Consider the following 20,549-nt stretch of genomic DNA (forward strand, 5'->3'; position numbering starts at 1 on the left):
CGTGTCCATCGTTTACAGCCAGGACTACCGGGGTATCTAATCCCGTTCGCTCCCCTGGCTTTCGCTTCTCAACGTCAGGGATCAGCCAGGAAGCCGCCTTCGCCCCTGGTGTTCCTCCTGATATCTACGCATTTCACCGCTACACCAGGAATTCCGCTTTCCTCTCTCGCACTCAAGATAGCCAGTATCAAACCCACTTTAACAGTTAAGCTGTTAACTTTCAGATTCGACTTAACCATCCGCCTACGCGCCCTTTACGCCCAGTGATTCCGGATAACGCTTGCTCCCCCCGTATTACCGCGGCTGCTGGCACGGAGTTAGCCGGAGCTTTCTTGAAGGGTACAGTCACGGACAGAGCAGTTACTCACTGTCCCGTTCTTCCCCAACGACAGGTCTTTACACTCCTAAAAGCTTCATCGACCACGCGGCGTTGCTGCGTCAGGGTTTCCCCCATTGCGCAAAATTCCCCACTGCTGCCTCCCGTAGGAGTCTGGGCCGTATCTCAGTCCCAATGTGGCTGATCATCCTCTCAGACCAGCTACTGATCGTCGCCTTGGTGAGCCGTTACCCCACCAACTAACTAATCAGACGCAGACCTATCCAAAGGTGGGAGCCGAAACCCCCTTTCACAATCAGCCTTATGACTGATTGCCATATCCGGTATTAGTCCCGATTTCTCGAAGTTATCCCAGTCCTTTGGGCAAGTTATCTACGCGTTACTCACCCGTTCGCCAGTTTACTTATCTACCGAAGCAGACTTTCTCCTTGACTTGCATGTGTTAGGCACGCCGCCAGCGTTTATCCTGAGCCAGGATCAAACTCTCCATTATATTATTATTAGTATTATTATTCCTGTCTCAACAAATCATCTGTCGAGCTAAAACTCATATTCTCTTCTTCTGCATACACCCTGTTTTTCAAAGATCGTTTCTTACTGCCTTTTTTGGGACAGCCTTAAATATTACCCGGATCTGCAATTAAAGTCAAGCGAATTTTATCTTTTTTTCGCTTCCACCGGCACAATTTTTTACCCATCCGCACCGGCCCGCACTCTCTCACAAATCCCTTATCAAAAAGCCTGAAATAATACCCTATTCACAAGACAATGTCAAAACATTTTTGCGGATTTTTAAGAAAAATTTGAGGGGGAGATTGGATGATATTTCACCCCTCGTTCCTTCACTCTATCTCCCCTTCTCCTCGGACTGAAATCCTGGGCCACTGTCGCCCCCTCTCCCCCTGCATCACTGCACACTCTGCATCAGGCGACCAGAACTCGTTCTGCCCAACTCAAAACTCAAACCAGCAAATTTTCTTCACTCTACTTATTTATTGTATACTATATTAATGCGCATTTCCAGTCTCCACTTTTTTCCCTTAAATATCCTCCGCAAAATTTCTTATATTAAAAGTCTGAATAACGGAGGTACATACATGGCAAGACTTACTGTCAACGATGTCAATTTCAAGGACCAGAAGGTGCTGGTCCGTGTTGACTTTAATGTCCCGGTGAATGATGCCGGTGAAATTACCAATGATTACCGAATCGTATCATCCCTGCCTACCATTCAAAAAATTCTGAATGACGGGGGATCTGTAATTTGCATGAGCCATCTTGGCAGACCCAAAGGAGAATTCGATCCGGCTTTTTCCCTGAAACCGGTGCAAAAACGCTTATCCGAATTGCTGGGCCGGGAAGTCAAATTCGCTGAGGATTGTGTCGGCGAAAATGCGTCAAAGCTGGCCGCCTTTCAGAAACCGGGTGATGTTCTCCTCCTGGAAAATCTTCGTTTCCATAAAGAAGAAAAGAAAAATGATTCTGATTTTGCAAAAAAACTGGCTTCCTATGCCGATATGTATGTCAATGATGCCTTCGGAACCTCCCACAGAGCCCACGCCTCTACGGTGGGTGTGACCGAGTATTTCCCGAAGGTCATCTGCGGACTTCTCCTGGAAAAGGAACTGGTCTATCTGAAAGATAAAGTGGAAAATCCAACACGCCCCTATACAGCTATTCTGGGCGGGGCCAAAATCAGCGGAAAAATCGATACCATACAGCATTTGCTGAAAAAGGTAGATAACCTTTTGGTCGGTGGGGGAATGATCTTCACCTTTTATAAAGCCATGGGCTACGAAATCGGAAATTCCCTGGTCGAAGAAGATAAAATTGATCTGGCAAAGGAGATTCTTGAAGCGGTCAAATCCTCAGGGGTCAATTTCCGCCTTCCTGTAGATGTTGTGGCAGCCGATGCGTTTGAAAATGATGCACCTGCCGTCACCGTCCCCGCAGATAAAATTCCGGCCGGAAAACTCGGATTGGATATCGGCCCCGAAACAGTTAAAGTTTTTTCAGATATCATTCAAAAGAGCAAAACCGTCCTTTGGAACGGTCCTATGGGTGTTTTTGAAATGCCGAACTTTGCCAAAGGGACAGAAGCTATAGCCAAAGCCCTGGCAGAGGCCACAGAAAAAGGAACCATCTCTCTGGTCGGTGGCGGCGATTCAGTGGCTGCCGTGAATAAACTGGGTTACAGTGACAAAATCAGCCATGTTTCAACCGGTGGCGGAGCCTCTCTGGAACTGATTTCCGGACTTGAATTGCCTGCCGTAGCGAAAATCTCCGAAAAAGAATAAAGGATTCTTATGCGACGTTTTTTGATTGCCGGAAACTGGAAAATGAATCATGGTCCTTCCGAATCCATGAAATTCGGTCGGGATTTGAAAGCAAAAGGACTTCAGGATCTATCCCCCGAAATCCTCCTGTGTCCGCCTTATACATCCATCCGGGCATTGGGGGAATCTTTGGAAGGAACACCGGTTCAAATCGGAGGACAAAACCTTCACCAGGAGCCAAAAGGTGCCTATACAGGTGAAATCTCCGGAGAAATGCTGAAAGAATCGGGATGTGAATACGTTTTAATCGGGCACTCCGAACGCCGGCAGTATTTTCATGAGTCAGATGAACTGGTTCATTCGAAAATCATCAGGGCACACGATGCAGGACTTATCCCGGTCGTATGTATCGGAGAGACCCTGGAAGAACGGGAAAAGGAAATCACAAAGGATGTGATCACCCATCAGTTGAAAAGAGCTTTAGAAGGATTAATCCCGGAAATCATGAACACCCTTGTTTTGGCATACGAACCGGTATGGGCCATCGGGACGGGCAAAACGGCCACTGCCGGACAGGCACAGGAAGTCCATATCCTGATCCGAAAAATCCTGAAGGAGTCCTTTGGTGCCGAAATCAGTGAAAAAACCCGCATACTATACGGGGGCAGTGCCAAACCCAATAATGCGGAAGAACTCCTGTCCGAGGCTGATATAGACGGACTCCTCATTGGTGGCGCCAGCCTGGAAACTGAAGATTTTTATACCATTATCAGTATTGCCCATCAACTTATGAATAAAGGATAAACAATATGCTGACTTTTGTAATTATCATTCTTGTGATTGTCAGTCTGCTTCTGGTTTCGTCCATTCTCATGCAATCTTCCAAAGGCGGAGGCCTTGGCGGATCTGCTTTTGGCGGCGGTATGGGAGGACTTAACAGTGTATTAGGCGGACGCAACGCAGCAAGTTTTCTGGCCAAAGCCACGAAATATCTGGCCATTGTCTTTTTCATCCTCATTATTCTCATTAATTTCATGGTCCGGGGATCCAAGACCCAGAAAAGTGTGGTTCTGGAACAGGCAAAAAAAGGGGTTGTCACCCCTTCCTCCTCTCTGCCCAGACCGGCCGGAATAGATATCGAAGAGCCGAAGGTACCCGCAGAGTAATAAAAAGCGGCAATTCCGACGAAAAATTTTGTAGAATTGCTGATGTAAAGAGTTTAGATTCCCACAGTTTTTTTACATGGGAACCCTGCCCAGGTGGTGAAACAGGCAGACACACTATCTTGAGGGGGTAGCGCCCTACCGGGCATGCGGGTTCAAATCCCGCCCTGGGCACAAAACATTTGGAAACTGTAACAAAAACAGGAATAATGATGGCTATGAAACACAAAATACTGATCGTATCAGTTTTATTGCTGATATTTGGATTGTCCGCACCAGGACAAGATTTGGCTGCCCTCCAAAACCAGATTGATCAGGCAAAAGCTTTGCTGGAAAATAACGACCTGATGAGTGCGGAAATGTTCTTACAACAGGTATTGGTACAAGACTCAAGTTTCGCACCGGCCTACTTCCTTTTACATGAAATTGAATTGCGACGGGGAAATCTGACCGAAGCCCAACAGGCCGTCCGAAAAGCAATCGATTTTAATCCAACCGATGAAACCTACCGGGAACGTTTCGATCAAATCCGGGATCTGGTAAATATGATCCGTGACGGCCAGCGAGAATATGATAGCGGAAAACCGGAAAACGCAAAGCGTGTATACCTCCAAATAACCGAGAAATATCCCGATTTTGCAGATACTTATTATCGTCTTGGCGTGATTGCCCTATTACAGGATGATCATGAAGCCGCTTTAAAATATTATGATAAAGCCATAGAACTGAGTGGTGGCGATGAAAAATATACTCGAGCCAAACGGGTGATGGTGCAGAAATATTACCAGGACGGACTGAATGCCTATAAGATCAATGACCTTAAAACAGCAGAAGAAAAGCTGAGGGTCGCTATCTCCATTGATTCCACCTTCTCGACAGCCTACCAGCTCCTTGGTGCTATCAAACGTAAGGCCGGCGATATAGAAAAAGCCATCGATTATTTGCGGCAGGGGATCGATGCCAATGCGAATGATGAGGCTCTCCGTTATAATCTGGCGATTTATTTACAGAATATCGGAGATCATCTCAAGGCTCTGGAGCAATTGAAAGAAAGTGTCAGAATCAATCCTAATTATGTTAAAGCCTATACGGTTATGGGACGGATTTACCTCAGCAGAAAAAACCTGAAAGAAGCCGAAGCAAGCTATGCAAAAGCGGTATCCCTCGATAAAACTTCCGCCACGGCCTGGGAAGGTTATGGCGCCGTGTTGATGGAACAAAATCGTTACGAAGAGGCTGTTGAAGCCCTGAAAAATGCCGCTAAATATTCACCGCGGAATGCTCAGGTATACTATCGCCTGGCGGAAACATACAATTATCTGAAAAAATATGAACTGGCTATTGAAGCAGCTAAAAATGCAACCAAAATTAATTCCAACTTTGGCGCGGCCTGGTATGAAATGGGTATGTCTTATGCCCTTATGGGCAATAATGATGATGCAATCAACGCCTTCAACCGGGCCCGGCTCGATGCCAAATGGCGTAAAGTAGCCGAATATGAGATTGAACAGATCCGGAAAGGCAAACCCGTCAGCCGGCAACAGTAAAATCCGGTAAAAATTTTCAAGGGGAGTAAATCTCCCCTTTTTTTATTACATTAATTTTTATATTTTCATACATGAAAGTCAAGGCAGTGATTCTGGATCTGGATAACACCCTGATGGATTTCGGCCATCTGAAAGCCAATTCCATCCGGGGAGCCATTACAGGAATGATTGAGGCCGGCATGGCCATTAATGAGGAAAAAGCTTTTGAAGAAATCATGGCCATCTATAAGGCGAAAGGCTGGGAATACCAGAAGGTTCTGGACGAATTCATCATCAATCATGAAGGATTCCTGAATTATCAATACCTGGCTGCCGGCATTACCCACTACCGAAAAGCCCGTGAAGCCCAACTAAAACCCTATCCCACAGTTTTTTCAACACTGATCACCCTGATTAAAAGGGGAATTAAACTAGCAATCGTGTCAGACGCACCGGCCCGGGAAGCATGGCTTCGGCTTTATCAGTTGAATCTCCATCGCCTTTTTGATGTGGTTGTGACTTTTGATGATACCGGAATGGCAAAACCGTCTCCTGATCCCTTTAAACTGGCTCTGAAAAAACTCGGACTCACTCCCCGGGATGTGATGATGGTGGGAGACTGGCCTGAAAGAGATATGGAAGGTGCCCGTCAGATGGGTATTCGTTCCATTTTTGCACGGTATGGTGATCTTTTTGATACCATCCATTCCGGTGCTGATTATGAAATATGCCGGTTCGATGAAATCCTTAAAATTATCGGAAAAATCGAATCAACCCATGATTGAAACAGGCATCGACATCGTTGAAGTATCACGTGTCCAGCAGGTCATTAGCCGGCATGGAGATCATTTTCTGAAAAAAATATTCCACCCCGAAGAAATCTCCTATTGTGAGTCGAGAGTCCGAAAATACGAGCACTATGCCGTGCGTTTCGCCGCCAAAGAAGCCTGCCGGAAAGCCCTCTTATCCCATTTATCTTATCATCCGGCCTGGACGGATATGTTTGTGGTTAACGATCAGGATGGGAAACCCTTTCTTTACTTACAAGAAAAAATTATGAATGCCCTGACAATCCGTCAAATATCCGTCAGCCTGAGCCATACCCGGGATCTGGCAACAGCTGTTGTCTTTCTTGAGATTGGAGAAGAATAATGAAACTTCGTGTTGTATCTTCTGAAGAAGCCGGACTGATAGACCGGTATACCATGGGAACAGAGGGTGTGGACGGAAAAGTCCTGATGAAAAAAGCCGGAATGTCTGTCGCTGATGCGGTTTTTGAAATATGCCAGACACAACGCATTTCCCGCTGTCAGATTTTTTGTGGAAAGGGAAATAACGGCGGAGATGGTGCCGTGGCTGCCCGGGAACTTCACCTGAAAGGAATGACCGTGGATGTGTTCATGACTGCCGAGCCAGACACATACATGGGAGACGCTGCCTGGCACATAAAAAATATGCTCCAATCCGGAATCAAGCCCCTTGTTGTAAAAGATGCAGATATCCTGAAAAACCGCTTGTTTTCTGATTCTGTCTGGGTGGATGCCCTGTTGGGTACCGGACTTCGGAACACCGTACGGGGATTGAATCTTTCCATTCTTAAGATTTTAACTGACAAACACCGCAATCAGCCTGTTGTGGCTGTGGATTTGCCCTCTGGTTTAGACGGTACAAACGGCCATCCCCTCGGACCGGTGCTACGGGCTGATAAAACCGTAACCATGGGATTTTATAAGGCCGGATTATTTCTCAATGAGGGAAAATTCCTTAGCGGGGATATATTACTCACGGACCTTGGATATTCTGAGAAAGCCCTACAACAGGCAGCACCCACTTTTTTATGTACTGATGCGGTGATTCGCTCTCTCATGCTGCCTGTCCGGGGAACAGACCACAAATATTCCCGTGGACAAGCTGTCTGCATCGGCGGTCATGGTGAAATGCCTGGTGCAATCACACTGGCCGTCCTGAGTGCCATCCGCGCCGGTGCAGGCATGGTCAGAGCACTCATCCCCAAAGGTGTATCACAGGTCATCTACAGTCATGCACCTGAAATTCTTTGCCATACCGGCCATAACGATCATTTGTCCCCTGAAGATATCCACCTGTGGCATACATTGAAAAAACGGACAAAGGCTGTGCTCATCGGTCCCGGTTTGGGACGGCACGAAGAGACAAAGCACTTTGTAAAACAGATACTGAGAGAGCTCGATATCCCGGCCGTCCTGGATGCCGATGCCATAAGCAGTGTCAATTCCGGAGAAATAAACCACACAGCGGTCCCCCTTATTCTGACCCCCCATGCCGGGGAATTTCTTGGGTTGACATCCATTCCGGAAAAACAACTTCAATCAGATCCTGTGAGTACCCTTCGGGAAACTGTTAAAAAAACGGGGAAAATCATCCACCTGAAAGGGTCCACAAGCATGACCGGTTTCCCTGATGGGCAAATTTACATCCATCCATTCAATTCACCCGGTATGGCCACTGCAGGGTCCGGAGATGTCCTGGGAGGTATCATAACATCCCTGCTGGCTCAAGGCTTATCACCGGAAGCCGCAACCCTTTGCGGAGCCCATTTTCACGGACTTGCCGGAATAAAAGCGGCAGAAACCATGGGTTGCCGGGGTATGATTGCCGGTGATCTGATCCAATCTTTACCTAAGGTAATGAAAGAATATGAATTTATTAAATAATAAATATACAATTATTTCTATAGTTTATCTTAGTCTGATCTTTATTCAGTCTTCCATTCCTTCAGAGCGAATCCCGCACATGACAATTTTAACTTTTGACAAACTTATTCATGCAATTATCTATTTTATAGCAGCGATTCTAATCTACCTTGCCATCAGGGAACACCGTCCTTTCGATACAGGGAAAATCGCCTTGCTGACCTTTACCATAACGGTCTTCTACGGGCTCTCCGATGAAATACACCAATACTTTGTCCCGGGCCGTCATGCCAGTTTCCGGGATTTTCTGGCTGATACAGCCGGAGTAACGGCGGGACTCCTGATAGTACATGTCATCCGGAAAAGATATTTCAACAGCAATAGTGATCATCTCAAAAACATGAACCATTCACAGGAGCTTTGATCATCCATGCTTAAACAACTTCACGTGGAAAATTTTGCTATCGTTCGTGAAACGGATATCTCCCCCGGTCCGGGGTTGACTATTATGACCGGTGAAACGGGAACGGGGAAATCCATAATCATCGATGCCCTGGGTCTGGTACTTGGGGACCGGGCAAACCTGTCCATGATTCGGAAAGGAAGCGACATGGCCGTTGTGGAAGCTGTCTTTGCACCACCGGTACTTCACAATGATTTAAAAAATTTTTTGACATCGAATGATTTGCCAGTCAATGACACGGAATGGATGTTCCGACGTGAAATTCACCGAAACGGAAAATCCAGAGCCTTTTTTAATGACCACTATGTCTCACTTCAAATCCTGAGAGAACTGGCAGATTCTCTGGTGGAAATGCATGGACAGCATGAGCATCAGAAAATTTTGAACAGCAACAGTCATATAGATTATCTGGATGCATACGCCAACAATCCTGAACTGATCCGGAATTATACCCGTGCCCTTATGGATTTAAAGGAGACAGTCCGGCATGAAGAGAAGCTTAAGAAGAATCAGGATCAGTTCCTGAAAGAACAGGAATTAAAATCATTCCATTATCAGGAATTAAAAAAAGTGAATCCCCGTCCCGGAGAGCTGGACGAACTTGAAGGCGAGTTAAAAATATTGGAGAATTCACAGGAGCTCGTGGATACAGCTCACAGGATTGCTGATAAGCTATATGAAAATGACGATTCCGTGATTTCCCTGCTCAGTTCATTAAAACACGATCTGGAACATCTGCTGCGTATTGATTCCACACCTTCGGAATACCTGAAGGAACTGGAATCGGCCATCATTTCCCTGGAAGAAACGGGCAGGAGTATGGCGGAATACCGGGATCACATCCCCCATGATCCGGCGCGGCTGGAAGAAATCAGAGATCGGGTGAATGTCCTGAATTTTCTTACGCAGAAATACCGTAAAAAGTATAACGAATTGTGTGCTTATTATCAGGAATTGGAAACAGAGTTATCCGGCGAACAGGATTTTTCGGCAGAACTCAGGAAAGCGCGGGAACGGACGGAAAAGGCCCGTATAGCACTTGTCGAGGCCGGTGAACGCCTGCATAAAAAAAGGCAGGAAACTGCCCGCGTTTTTTCGGAGGCTGTGGAATCCAGACTGCACCGTCTGGGCATGGAACACGCCCGGTTCAGAGTCCGCTTTTTCTGTCAGAAAGGGACATCCCCCCTCTCTGTTACATGGCACGGCAAAACAGTGATTCCCCAACCCCATGGTTTTGACCTGCTTGAATTTGAAATCATCACAAACCCCGGTGAAGATTTTCGCTCTCTGACTCAAACAGTTTCGGGAGGTGAAGCCTCACGGATTATGCTGGGCATTAAATCGGTCCTCGCGGATGCCGATTCCATTCCCACCCTGATCTTTGATGAAGCCGATGCCGGTGTGTCCGGACGGATTGCCAGGATTGTAGGCGAACAGATAGAGGAACTCTCCCGTTATCACCAGGTGATTTGCATTACACACCTCCCGCAGATTGCCTCACTTGGAGAGCATCATGTGGTCGTGGAAAAAGAGATTTTGCAGGGACGGACAGAAACCCGGATTCGCGAACTTCAGGATGAGGACCGGATTCAGGAAATCGCCAAACTTCTTGGAGCAGGTAAAATGACCGGCGCTGCCCTGGAAAATGCCCGGGATCTTCTCAAAAAATCACATCAATTACCGAAAGAATCATGAACATCTACTTTTGCGGAGCTATCAGTGCCGGCAGGAAATTGCTACCGGCATACCGAATCATCGTCAACATATTAAAGGAGTACGGTACTGTTTTGACAGAACATGTTGCCGACCCGAACCTGACAGCCGGCGGTGAAAAAAAACTATCCAACCGGGAAATTTTTTACCGGGATCTTGATTGGCTGAAAAAGGCGGATTGCCTTATCGCTGAAGTCACAACACCTTCTCTGGGCGTAGGATATGAAATTGCTGTCGGAGTCCGACGAAACATTTCGGTCCATGCCCTTTTTCAACAAAAGGATGATCGCAGACTGAGTGCCCTTGTGAGCGGAAATCCCGGTGTAACCGTCCACAGTTACACCAAACCGGAAGAACTTGTTCCCCTTATCCGGTCTATTATGGAACGGAACATCCTCCAAAACAAACCGTAAATCTCTTTATGAAGCAATGCATCCGTTTTTCAGCTATTCTGATTTTATGTATGATCACAGTACAGGGCACAGCAGGTGAACCCCTTGTGATCGGCCGGTTGAAATACGGCGGTGGCGGGGACTGGTATGCCAATCCGGGATCTCTGGAGAACCTGGCCTCTTTTATTAATGATCATACAGACCTGGTCGTGCAGGAGACACCTGTAACTGTGGATATTGATTCACCTGATCTGTTTAATGTGCATTTTCTGCACGTAACGGGACACGGGAATATCTTTTTGACGGATGAGCAAGCGGGCAGACTCCGGTTTTATCTGGAAAATGGAGGATTTCTGCACGCAGATGATAATTACGGACTGGATAAATCCTTCCGCCGGGAAATGAAGAAAGTCTTCCCGGACAAAGAGCTGGTGGAACTTCCCTTTTCACACCCGATCTACCATCAGGTATATGCGTTCCCCCACGGTCTTCCCAAAGTCCATGAACATGACGGAAAACCCCCGCAGGGATTTGGTTTGTTTCATGAAGGACGCCTTGTGGTCTTTTATACTTATGAGTGCGATCTGGGCAACGGCTGGGAAGATGCCGAAGTATACGGGGATCCGGAAGAGATTCGCACTGCCGCCCTCCAAATGGGGACCAACATTTATTATTATCATATCAATCCGATCCATCCCTGATGCACTATCCCTTTGAAAAAATATTGCAGATCCTCCGGCGAAGACTGGCCACAGACCGGCTTAAAAACCGTCTTTTCCGGCTGATGGGTATAAACAGCCGTTATCTGCTTATCCTGATCTTATGTGAAAGTATCTGGTATCTTCCATCCACTCTCCGGTGGATTCTTCTCGTCCCCCTTTTGGCCAATGGCATCATTCTGGTATGGATCCGGGATTATTGGGTGGACAGAAATATCCATAAAAAGCCGGAAGAAAACACACGGTTGATGGAATCTTTGGGTCAACAGTTTCCGGAAGTACGAGACCGCCTGATCAATGCCTGGCAATTGAGCAGACAGTCAGATCCCCTGCCTCAGTTGGCTGTCCGGCGCCTGTCCGAAACCCTGCCGGCTGAACACATCCTCAAACACCTGAAGCAAAACAAATCCAAATCCTCTCATTCATCCTTACAAACAAAAACAATCATTTCTTTACTCTTGTTTCTGAGTGTTTCTCTCTTTTTAAGGGATGCATTGATCCGCGTTGCTACCCCTGGCCGGACTTATCCGGTTCCTTTTCCCTGGACATGGAGCATAGAACCGGGGAATAAAACACTGAAAGAGGGTGATTCCCTGGAAATCCGTATTGCACACACACTCCCTCGCCACTTTCCGAAAAGCGTGATGATTCAAAGTCCGAAAAAAACAGAGGTCGTCCTTCCCGAAACTATCAACGACACGCTCTCAACCCTGTTCATCCCCAATCTGCAATCTGCATTCATGTACACATTCATTGTTCGCAGACCACATCCATTTATGCCCTGGAAACAAAAATCTTCACAAACGTACTCTGTAAATGTCCTGAAACGACCTGTGCTGGAATGGCTGGAATTTGAGGTTATACCTCCGGCCTATACAGGACTGGATCGGGAAATCTATACAGGAGGCACCGACAGAATTCATATCTTGCAGGGATCTGCATTGGAAATTACAGGCCGCCTGACATGCCCCCCGGATGAAGTGACAGCAAGTCTTGGTGACCGCTATATCCAGCTTGATACCCGGAATCATAACTTCCAAGGGTCTTTGAAACCTGTACATACCGGAACACTCATCATAACGGCTAAAGATACAAACGGTACCGCGATGGAAAACGATGTGAGTTATGAAATATCATTGTACAAAGATGAGAAACCGGTTCTCACCGTCCTGGAACCTGAAGATGAACTCCTTTTGGATGAAAGCATGACAATCCCCTGGGGTGTATTTATCAGTGATGACTTCGGCATTGTATCTCTATCATTGGAAACCCGGGCGGTAAAATCTTTCCGGTTGAAACCGGATTCAATCTGGACAGACCATCCGCTTTCTTTTGACCGGGGCCAAAAGGTGCAAACAGCAAGCGGGGTATGGTATATCAATGAACGGCTTAGTCCGGGAGATGCTTTGGAATTCCGCTTCAAAGTTGTGGACAATAACACCCTTACAGGGCCGGGCATCACCCGTTCAAAGATTTTCAGGGCTCGTTTCCCCTCCCTGACTGAACTTTTTATCCGCTCAGGCCGGCAACACGCTGATACACACGGAGACCTTCAGTCACTGCAGGAACTTTCAGAAAGCATCCGGGAAAAAGCAGAATCGCTGCGGGAAAACATCCTCAAAAAGGGCAAGGCAGACTGGTCCGAGCAGGAAACCATGAAAAACCTGATTGAGCAGCAGGAAATGGTAAAGGAATCGTTGAGAGCCATCAAGGAATCCCTGGAAAAACAACTTGCGGAAATATCTGAGCAGTCCCTTTTTTCCGATAAGGTTCTGGACAATATGGCCTATCTGCAGGAGCTGGTGAAAGATTTGGAAAAGAGTGAATTGTTCAGGGAATTGCAAAAAATGCAGGAAAGGCTCAAAGGCAATCCGGATGCCGAAACGATAGAACACATGAGCCATGATTTGCAGGAAGAAGCGGAGAAATTTTCAAAGGCACTGGAAAGGACAATTCGTTTACTTGAAACATTACGGGACATGGAAACCCTTGAAGAAGGGGAACGGATACTGGATGAAGCGCTCCGGAAACAGACAGATCTGATAGAAAACGAAAAAAGCCGTACTTCCACAGAGCTGGCTAAAACTGAACATGATTTGTCGGAAACGTTACAAAATTTACAACAGAGCCTCAGTCAGAAGTCCGGAGAGGTTTCGGAAAGCCTTCAGGAAAAACTGGAGAAATTTTCAGCTCTTATGGATTCTTCGGCATTGAGCGGGATGCTTGATGAAACAGCTCAGGCCTTTGCTGAAAACAGGCGTCCTGAAGGTCTTAACAAGGCAGGTGAATCCCTGCAAAAAATGGAAGAACTCCTGAAGCAGTATCAAAACATGGCATCCGGCATGAAGCAGGCTAAGAAAGAGGAGGTTTTGCAGGATTTTCAGCAATTAATCCGCCGGGCGTTATTGATTTCAGAAATGCAGGAAAGTAATCTTCCGGGAACAAAGGATTTGAAAAACGACTCCCAGCCGTTACAAGAACGGTTTTCGGAACAGAACGCCATTCTGGAATCATTAAATCAATTGGGAGCCGGACTGGAAAATATTGCAGGAAAAACTTTTTTCATGGGTCCACAGCCCTTTCAGGAATTGCAAAAGGCCCGGTCATTATCTGCCGAAATATTAACCCATCTTTTAGAAGGACGTTTTCATCAGGCTGAACAAACCATGATACAAAATCTGGGGCAGGTCAACGAATTAACAGGGACAATACTTGGTCTTATGGGACAAGCTCAGAGCAGTGAAAGCGGTTCCGGGATGGAGCAATTTATGGAACAATTACAGGCCATGGCTGAAATGCAGGGGGCTCTTAATCAGGATTCCCGGGGAATGTCTATACCCGGCCAGGGAAATACGTCCATGGATTTGATGAGTCAACTTGCAGCCCGTCAGCAGGCCTTGCGCCGGGAATTGGGCAGATTGCAGCAGGCTATGGAACAAGCCGGTCAGGGAAACGGGCGCAAACTGGAACGTATCACGCAGGAAATGGAAGATGTGATCCGTGATTTACGAGAAGGACGCTATTCACGACGGACGCTGCAGCGGCAGCGCGGCATTGAACAACGGCTGCTGGACGCCAGCCGGTCCATTCGGAAGCGGGAACTGAGTCGTGAACGGGAAAGCCGTACCGGTGAGCAGATTTCCCGAAGCGGACCAAAAGATCTGCCCCATGGCCTGGGAAACATAGAATCCCTCATCCAATCCATCCGAAAAAAAATGAAGAATACCGATCTGAGTCCTGAAGAACGGGAAGAAATGGAACGATATCTGGAAAAATTGCGGGATATTCCGGAATGAAAAGATTGCTTTCTCTCATCCTTATCATTATAACGAGCACCGCTCTCTATGGGAATATCTCTTCTCAAGATGCGAACGCCTTATTTAACCTGGCCCGGTCAGCGGAGTCGGCAGGAGATCTTTCAGAAGCCCAAACATTGTATGATTCTCTCTGTACTGCTTATCCACCAAACCCCCGCTATCTAAGCCGCTACAAATCTGTTCTGATCCGTGCCGGGAGCCTGGAAAAAGCGGCGGAAATCACTGAAACCCTATATCGGATGAATCCCGGTAACATCAATTATCTTGCCGAATGGGGTGTTCTTTTAATGGCAAACGGCCGGCATGAAGAAGCCTTTCGCTTATGGGAACCTCATCTTCGCCCCAAGGGCCGGCAAACCCGCTTGCCCAGACTGGCCATGATGTATCTGACAGCTTATAACAACGGCAGCGGACTTCCGGACATGATCGCCTTTTTCAGGAAGAAAACAGGTAAAGCACTCCTGCAATCCCAACCCTATTTTACCGATCTAATCCGAAGGCAGATGTGGCAACCTGCTCTGGAGGAATTTCTTTTGCACCGCAAGCTCTCTCCTTCAACACTCTCTGCACTCACCGGGGAACTTAAATCATTACCTGCTGAAGTGCCCCTGTACGGCATGATTATTGATACTTTACAAGATCTGGCAACCGGTGCGGAAGATTACCGGCTCATAACTGATTTGGCTTTTGCTTCGGAAAGATACGGCCTGGCGGTACGGATTCTCATGGAAAACACCCCGCTCTTTGAGACAGACGAGCTTCTGCAAACTGCCCGGCAATTATACAATGTATCACAGCATCAATTAAGCCTGACATTATTAAGGAATATGGAGAACTTTGTCAACAACAGGACAAAGAGGGAAATTTGGCTTTTTCTGAGAGCACTTAATTATGATGCCCTTTCTTACAGGCAAATTCAGTATGGTCCGGAAATTTCGCCCCCTTATCAATCTGTTTTTCTTGCCCTTCCGGTCCGTCCGGTTTATACAATCAACAAAGTATACACCGACAGTGCTTATATACTTTTCGAAACATTGTCTGAAGCCAAAAATTCCGAGATCCGGCACGAAACACGGATCAGACTGGCCCGGATACACCTTAACATCACGGGAGATCTTGATAAGGCGGCAGCATTGCTGGAGGAGATCCCACCAAACATCCCTGCCAATATCCGGGATAGATTGCTTTCAGAATATATTACCTGCAAAATTTTACAAAAGGATGAAGAAGGTGCCCGGCGGAAAGTTTGGGAAGCTCCGGCCACATATCATCTGGATGCATCTGAAGAAGATCGTCTCAGACTGAATCTCCTCTTTGTGGATCTGGCCTTTAACCGGCCGGATTCCCTGGAAAAGCACATAAACGAAGCCCTTGCCCTGATCAGCAGCCGTGATGAATACAGCAATGATATTCTTGCTTTGGCATCTTATCTGCAAATCGGGGCTCAAGAGGCGGGTATGATTGAGCTCGAATCCCACATCCGAAAAAGGGAATGGATCAAGGGGTTGGAAAAAGCCGGAGCGTTAATGCAGCAAACCCCACCGGTCCGGACTCTTGCAGCCTTACGGCTTGAACAGATTCTTTTTCAAACGGGACGGAGGGATGAACTGAAGCATTTCTGGGAACAGTTTGGCAATATTTTAAAAGAGGACCCTGTCATGGGTGACTATTTTTGTCTGCGGCAGGCAGCTTATTTTCGTTTCGCCGGTAATCCGGACCGGGAAAAAGAGTTGCTTCTGCACTTCTTAAGCAACTGGCCTGAAAGCCCCTATATCGAAAGCGTACGGACCTATATCCGCCGTTGATCACGATTTGCAGGTCACCTGATTGCTTAACGGTTTACCTCCCGACAGTTCCCGGATATTGTTCAGGGTAGTCCGGGCAATACTATCCAAAGCTTCACGGGTGAAAAAACCCTGATGGGATGTAATTACCACATTGTTGAAAGTCAGAAGCCGGGCGAGGATATCATCCGTCAGAATCATATCCGATTGATCCTCAAAAAAGAAATCCCGTTCCTCTTCATAAACATCCAGTCCCGCAAATCCCACTTTCCCCATTTTCAATCCTTTGATAAGAGCCCGGGTATCTACGAGTTTACCCCTGCCGGTGTTAATAATCATCACACCGTCTTGCATGAGGGCCAGTGATTTATCATTGATCAGGTATTCGGTTTCTTTAGTTAACGGGCAATGGAGGGAAATAATCTGTGATTTCCTGTACAGAGTTTTCAGGTCCGTATACTCCAAACCATATTCTTCTGCAGCCTGGGGATTGGGATAGGGATCGTAGGCCAGAACACGCATTCCGAAACCTTTCAGAATTCCGCCGGCCAACATACCAATTTTGCCCGTTCCGATAATACCGGCTGTTTTACCGTACATATCAAAGCCCATAAGGCCATTGAGGGAAAAATTATTTTCACGGGTGCGCTGGTAGGCCCGATAAATCTTTCGGTTCAGTGCCAGAATTAAGGCAACAGTATGCTCGGCAATGGCGTGAGGTGAGTAGGCAGGCACCCGGACCACCGGGATTTTACACCGGGTGGCTTCAATATCTACATTGTTGAAACCGGCACATCGTAAAGCAATCATTTGAATGTCATATTCAATTAATTCGCGAATAACTTTCTTGTTTACGGTGTCGTTCACAAACACACAGACCACATCATAACCCCGGGCCAATGCCACACTATCGGGCGTAAGTTTTGTTTCAAAGTATTTAATTTTATAGCCATACTCGCGGTTTATGGAATCAAACACTTCCCGGTCGTAAGGTTTTGCATCAAAAAAAGCGATTTTCATTGATTTTTCTCCTGATTGCGATAACGACATAAACCGGGGAAAACCATTCCCCTAATCCTCAGGTGATCCGTTCCCGGGTTCATTCGGTGAATGATATGAAAAATCACAGAAGGATTCACAGGTTTACCTAATTTATGGTAAAATAAGGGATTCTGAAGAGGGTGGCAAACTTTCTCTTTTTCCGTTTAATAGATATTTGTAGGTTTTGCGCTGACAAACAGAACAAAGAGATGCTGAAACAAAAGAAAAAACATATTGATCTGACGACAGATTTTCTAACCATCCCCGAGCATTATGAAAGTCCGTTAGATCTGAAAAAAACACAGGAAGCCATAGATCTTATCAAGGAAACATTCCGGAGAGGTCTGGCAAAGGCATTGAATCTCAGCAGGGTATCAGCTCCCATCATGGTCTATGCCAATTCGGGAATCAATGATGATCTGAATGGTATCGAGCGCCCGGTATCCTTTCCTCTGGGTGCCACCGGTGAAACAGGTGAAATTGTCCAATCGCTTGCAAAATGGAAACGAATGGCTCTGGCTGATTACGATTTCGAACCGGGGGAAGGTCTTTACGCGAACATGAATGCCGTACGTCCTGATGAACTACCGGATAAATTTCACTCCCTTTACGTTGATCAGTGGGATTGGGAACGCATCATGGGGGAGGATGAAAGAAACAGTAAATTTTTAGAATATATCGTTCAGGAAATCTATACCGTTATTCGGGATACGGAAAAAATTGTCTGTGAACACTATCCCGGATTGCCTGAGCCTTATTTACCGGAAAAAATCCATTTTATCACGGCAGAAGCCTTGTTACAGCGTTATCCGGACAAATGTCCGAAAGAAAGGGAAACCGCCCTGGCCAAAGAATTCGGAGCCATTTTCATCCGGGGAATTGGTGCTCCTTTGAGCAATGGTAAACCCCATGACGGGCGGGCAGCAGATTATGACGACTGGTCCACACCGGCTGAGGACGGGCATCCCGGACTAAACGGGGATATCATCATTTATAACCGGATTCTGGATACCGCTATGGAACTCTCATCTATGGGCATCCGGGTAAACCGGGAAGCTCTGTTACGCCAGTTGAAGCAAAAAAAGGAAATGCATAAGACAAAACTCTATTTCCATAAACGCTTGCTGAATGGAGAACTTCCACAAACCATTGGCGGAGGCATTGGTCAATCCCGCCTTTGCATGTTTTTCCTCAGAAAAGTCCATATCGGAGAAGTCCATTCATCTATATGGCCGGATGAAATCCGTAAAATCTGTAGAGATCATAACATCCATTTATTGTGAGACATTATGACTAAAACAACCATGTTGCTGGCCTGTCCGGAGTGTGGCGCTGAAAGTCCATACGACGTCTGGCAAAGCATTAATACGGCCGAAAATCCCCAAGCACGCGAAGATGTTTTAAACGGGAAAATAAACGTCTTTGAATGCCCCAAATGCGGGACCCGCTCCATGGTCCCCTCATCCCTTTTATATCACGATCCTGACCGGAAAATTATTGCCCAGTATTACCCGCCGGAGAGCATGAAAGAGACTCATTTTTTCGATCAATTCGATGCTGAAGGACGTATTACGCTTCCCATTCCAGAAAAACAACGGGAAAATATGCCCGCATATTTGAATAATATTCATGTAACTTTCACCATGCCGGAACTGATCCTTTACATTCGTTTCCGTGAACAATTATTCATTGAACAGCGTCAAAAAAAAGTGGACGCGTCAAAGCGGTAAACACTTCCAGGCGCCACATGAAATGATGAATCAGATCTTTTAAACAATCTTAATGGATTTGATATATTATTTCATTCGAATATTTTTGAGTATTGCCCCCCACCCCGGGGGGTAAGATACACTGTTCGGAGAAAAACGTCAAGATTATATTATTATTTATATAATTTAATGTGAATAAATAGCTGCTGAACAGACAAATTATTTATCGTTATATTATTTATTTAAGTCTAATGTTGCATGCATGTTATCCTGCTTATCCAGATCTTTCTTCTTAAAACTCAGGATGAGTTTCTGGAATCCATAGCGAAAGGATGTGTTCCCATATCCTGACGGGATTTCCAAAGCATATTGATTGTCAGGGTCGATTTCTTTCGGACTGATCCATTCCAGTGTTTTCTGAAACATATCGGTGACAGGGGTTATGGCTTTGGACAGTTTTTCCCCTGCTTTCCGCCTGAGTGCTCCGAATATTTTATCCCGGATATCTTTGGTAATATTTTTTGCAGAGTTAAAGACAAAGTGCGGATCCGGAGACAACTCCTTATCAGAAGCTATCACCGTTTTCTTACAATAGTTTTCTGTTATATAAGAAATCCGTGTCAACATCACGGCATTGACATATCCGTCAATCAGGGAGGCAGAGACTTTATTGAAAAAGGGAATTGCTTTCATTCCATCCGTAGCAAATCGGGAAAAAATTTCCTGTGTGGCATATTCCGCCGCTTCGGAACCTCCGACAGCCATTGCCAGGTAAATCTTTTTCAGAATAATCAGAAGGTCTTTATTAGATACCCGGCCATTATACAGAATAAAGATTTCCTTAATATGATGGATAGATGAAGAAATAATCAACAGGGAATCCAGGAAACCGTTCTGGGCAATTGTCGTTGAATAAAACAGTTGTGGGATATGTTTTCTCCGAAGCTGATCCACTCCCTTTTCCATTTCCCGTATGATCCGGTTATAACTTTCCTTATCATTTTTCAAGGCGGATAAATCAATGCCGTTGTGTATCAGATATTTGTTCTTGCGAAAACGCTCCATCCGTTTGGCAATCAGTCGTGTTTCCTGACGCGGATCATATACCGGACCGTAAGCAGCAGGTATACTGAGTATCCGGAAGAGGGGAATTAGCATAAAGTAGATAAAAAATGCAGCGATAACGAACATAAATACCCAAGCCGCGGCGGGATGTACTGAATACAGCATGGTATAAAGATGAAGAAATTCCTTAAAAATAATATAAAGGACAAAGAGAGAGAAAAATATCACTATTCGTTTAATGAGTTTCATTATGATCTCCGTTTACAGGATATACCGGCATGCGCTGATAAACAATTCAAGGTTGAGTGAAAATTAATTGTTATAATTTAAAGTGTTCATTCTTTTTAGAAAATAAAAAAATGTATTCAAACA

The 20,549-nt window shown here is 46.0% G+C and carries 17 protein-coding genes, 1 tRNA gene and 1 rRNA gene; 16 read left to right on the forward strand and 3 right to left on the reverse strand.

The genetic code is table 11. The features are described 5' to 3' along the window. Positions 1-830, reverse strand: a 16S ribosomal RNA gene (locus J7K63_01155); the annotation flags it as partial. Between the two features lie 604 nt (positions 831-1,434). Between J7K63_01155 and J7K63_01160 the strand changes: the two genes are divergently transcribed. The 14 genes from J7K63_01160 (at position 1,435) to J7K63_01225 (ending at position 16,383) form a co-directional block, all read left to right on the forward strand. Continuing rightward, positions 1,435-2,634 (forward strand): phosphoglycerate kinase, encoded by a 1,200-nt coding sequence (locus J7K63_01160; GenBank protein ID MCD6233633.1) that lies wholly within the window; start codon positions 1,435-1,437, stop codon positions 2,632-2,634. A 9-nt stretch (positions 2,635-2,643) separates the two neighbouring features. Next, on the forward strand, positions 2,644-3,417 hold the full coding sequence (locus J7K63_01165) for a triose-phosphate isomerase (GenBank protein ID MCD6233634.1): 774 nt from the start codon (positions 2,644-2,646) through the stop codon (positions 3,415-3,417). A 5-nt stretch (positions 3,418-3,422) separates the two neighbouring features. Next, the gene (gene secG / locus J7K63_01170) at positions 3,423-3,779 is read left to right on the forward strand and encodes a preprotein translocase subunit SecG (protein ID MCD6233635.1); all 357 of its coding nucleotides are present in this window, start codon (positions 3,423-3,425) and stop codon (positions 3,777-3,779) included. Between the two features lie 87 nt (positions 3,780-3,866). Further along, a tRNA-Leu gene (locus J7K63_01175) sits at positions 3,867-3,950 on the forward strand. Positions 3,951-3,988: 38 nt separating this feature from the next. Next, positions 3,989-5,323: a tetratricopeptide repeat protein gene (locus J7K63_01180; protein MCD6233636.1), complete on the forward strand. Its 1,335-nt coding sequence runs from the start codon at positions 3,989-3,991 to the stop codon at positions 5,321-5,323. A 71-nt stretch (positions 5,324-5,394) separates the two neighbouring features. After that, the gene (locus J7K63_01185; GenBank protein ID MCD6233637.1) at positions 5,395-6,087 is read left to right on the forward strand and encodes an HAD-IA family hydrolase; all 693 of its coding nucleotides are present in this window, start codon (positions 5,395-5,397) and stop codon (positions 6,085-6,087) included. After that, a complete protein-coding gene (acpS, locus tag J7K63_01190; GenBank protein MCD6233638.1) occupies positions 6,080-6,454 on the forward strand; it encodes a holo-ACP synthase in 375 nt (124 codons plus the stop codon). The genes J7K63_01185 and acpS overlap by 8 nt, the downstream gene beginning before the upstream one ends. Beyond that, a complete protein-coding gene (locus J7K63_01195; GenBank protein ID MCD6233639.1) occupies positions 6,454-7,995 on the forward strand; it encodes an NAD(P)H-hydrate dehydratase in 1,542 nt (513 codons plus the stop codon). The genes acpS and J7K63_01195 overlap by 1 nt, the downstream gene beginning before the upstream one ends. A gap of 79 nt (positions 7,996-8,074) precedes the next feature. Continuing rightward, the gene (locus J7K63_01200) at positions 8,075-8,398 is read left to right on the forward strand and encodes a VanZ family protein (protein ID MCD6233640.1); all 324 of its coding nucleotides are present in this window, start codon (positions 8,075-8,077) and stop codon (positions 8,396-8,398) included. Between the two features lie 6 nt (positions 8,399-8,404). Next, the gene (gene recN / locus J7K63_01205) at positions 8,405-10,132 is read left to right on the forward strand and encodes a DNA repair protein RecN (GenBank protein ID MCD6233641.1); all 1,728 of its coding nucleotides are present in this window, start codon (positions 8,405-8,407) and stop codon (positions 10,130-10,132) included. After that, complete coding sequence (locus J7K63_01210; GenBank protein MCD6233642.1) at positions 10,129-10,563, forward strand: nucleoside 2-deoxyribosyltransferase; 435 nt, start codon at positions 10,129-10,131, stop codon at positions 10,561-10,563. The genes recN and J7K63_01210 overlap by 4 nt, the downstream gene beginning before the upstream one ends. An 8-nt stretch (positions 10,564-10,571) precedes the next feature. Continuing rightward, entirely contained in the window at positions 10,572-11,243 is a 672-nt protein-coding gene (locus tag J7K63_01215) for a DUF4159 domain-containing protein (GenBank protein ID MCD6233643.1), read from the forward strand. Further along, entirely contained in the window at positions 11,243-14,557 is a 3,315-nt protein-coding gene (locus J7K63_01220) for a hypothetical protein (GenBank protein MCD6233644.1), read from the forward strand. Before J7K63_01215 ends, J7K63_01220 begins: the two co-directional genes overlap by 1 nt. Continuing rightward, positions 14,554-16,383, forward strand: a complete 1,830-nt coding sequence (locus J7K63_01225; protein MCD6233645.1) for a tetratricopeptide repeat protein — start codon at positions 14,554-14,556, stop codon at positions 16,381-16,383. Before J7K63_01220 ends, J7K63_01225 begins: the two co-directional genes overlap by 4 nt. On the opposite strand, the gene J7K63_01230 is transcribed toward J7K63_01225, so the two are convergent. Next, positions 16,384-17,382, reverse strand: a complete 999-nt coding sequence (locus J7K63_01230; GenBank protein MCD6233646.1) for a 2-hydroxyacid dehydrogenase — start codon at positions 17,380-17,382, stop codon at positions 16,384-16,386. 230 nt (positions 17,383-17,612) lie between these two features. On the opposite strand from J7K63_01230, the gene J7K63_01235 reads away from it, so the two are divergent. Together J7K63_01235 and J7K63_01240 are read left to right on the forward strand one after the other, a co-directional pair. After that, on the forward strand, positions 17,613-18,686 hold the full coding sequence (locus J7K63_01235) for an aspartate--ammonia ligase (GenBank protein MCD6233647.1): 1,074 nt from the start codon (positions 17,613-17,615) through the stop codon (positions 18,684-18,686). 6 nt (positions 18,687-18,692) lie between these two features. Next, a complete protein-coding gene (locus J7K63_01240) occupies positions 18,693-19,133 on the forward strand; it encodes a CpXC domain-containing protein (protein MCD6233648.1) in 441 nt (146 codons plus the stop codon). 213 nt (positions 19,134-19,346) lie between these two features. Here J7K63_01240 and J7K63_01245 read toward each other — a convergent pair whose 3' ends face one another. Further along, positions 19,347-20,426, reverse strand: a complete 1,080-nt coding sequence (locus tag J7K63_01245; protein MCD6233649.1) for a hypothetical protein — start codon at positions 20,424-20,426, stop codon at positions 19,347-19,349. Between the last annotated feature and the right edge of the window lie 123 nt (positions 20,427-20,549).

Source organism: Candidatus Neomarinimicrobiota bacterium (assembly GCA_021157965.1).
Taxonomy (GTDB): Bacteria; Fidelibacterota; Fidelibacteria; order Fidelibacterales; family Fidelibacteraceae; genus Fidelibacter.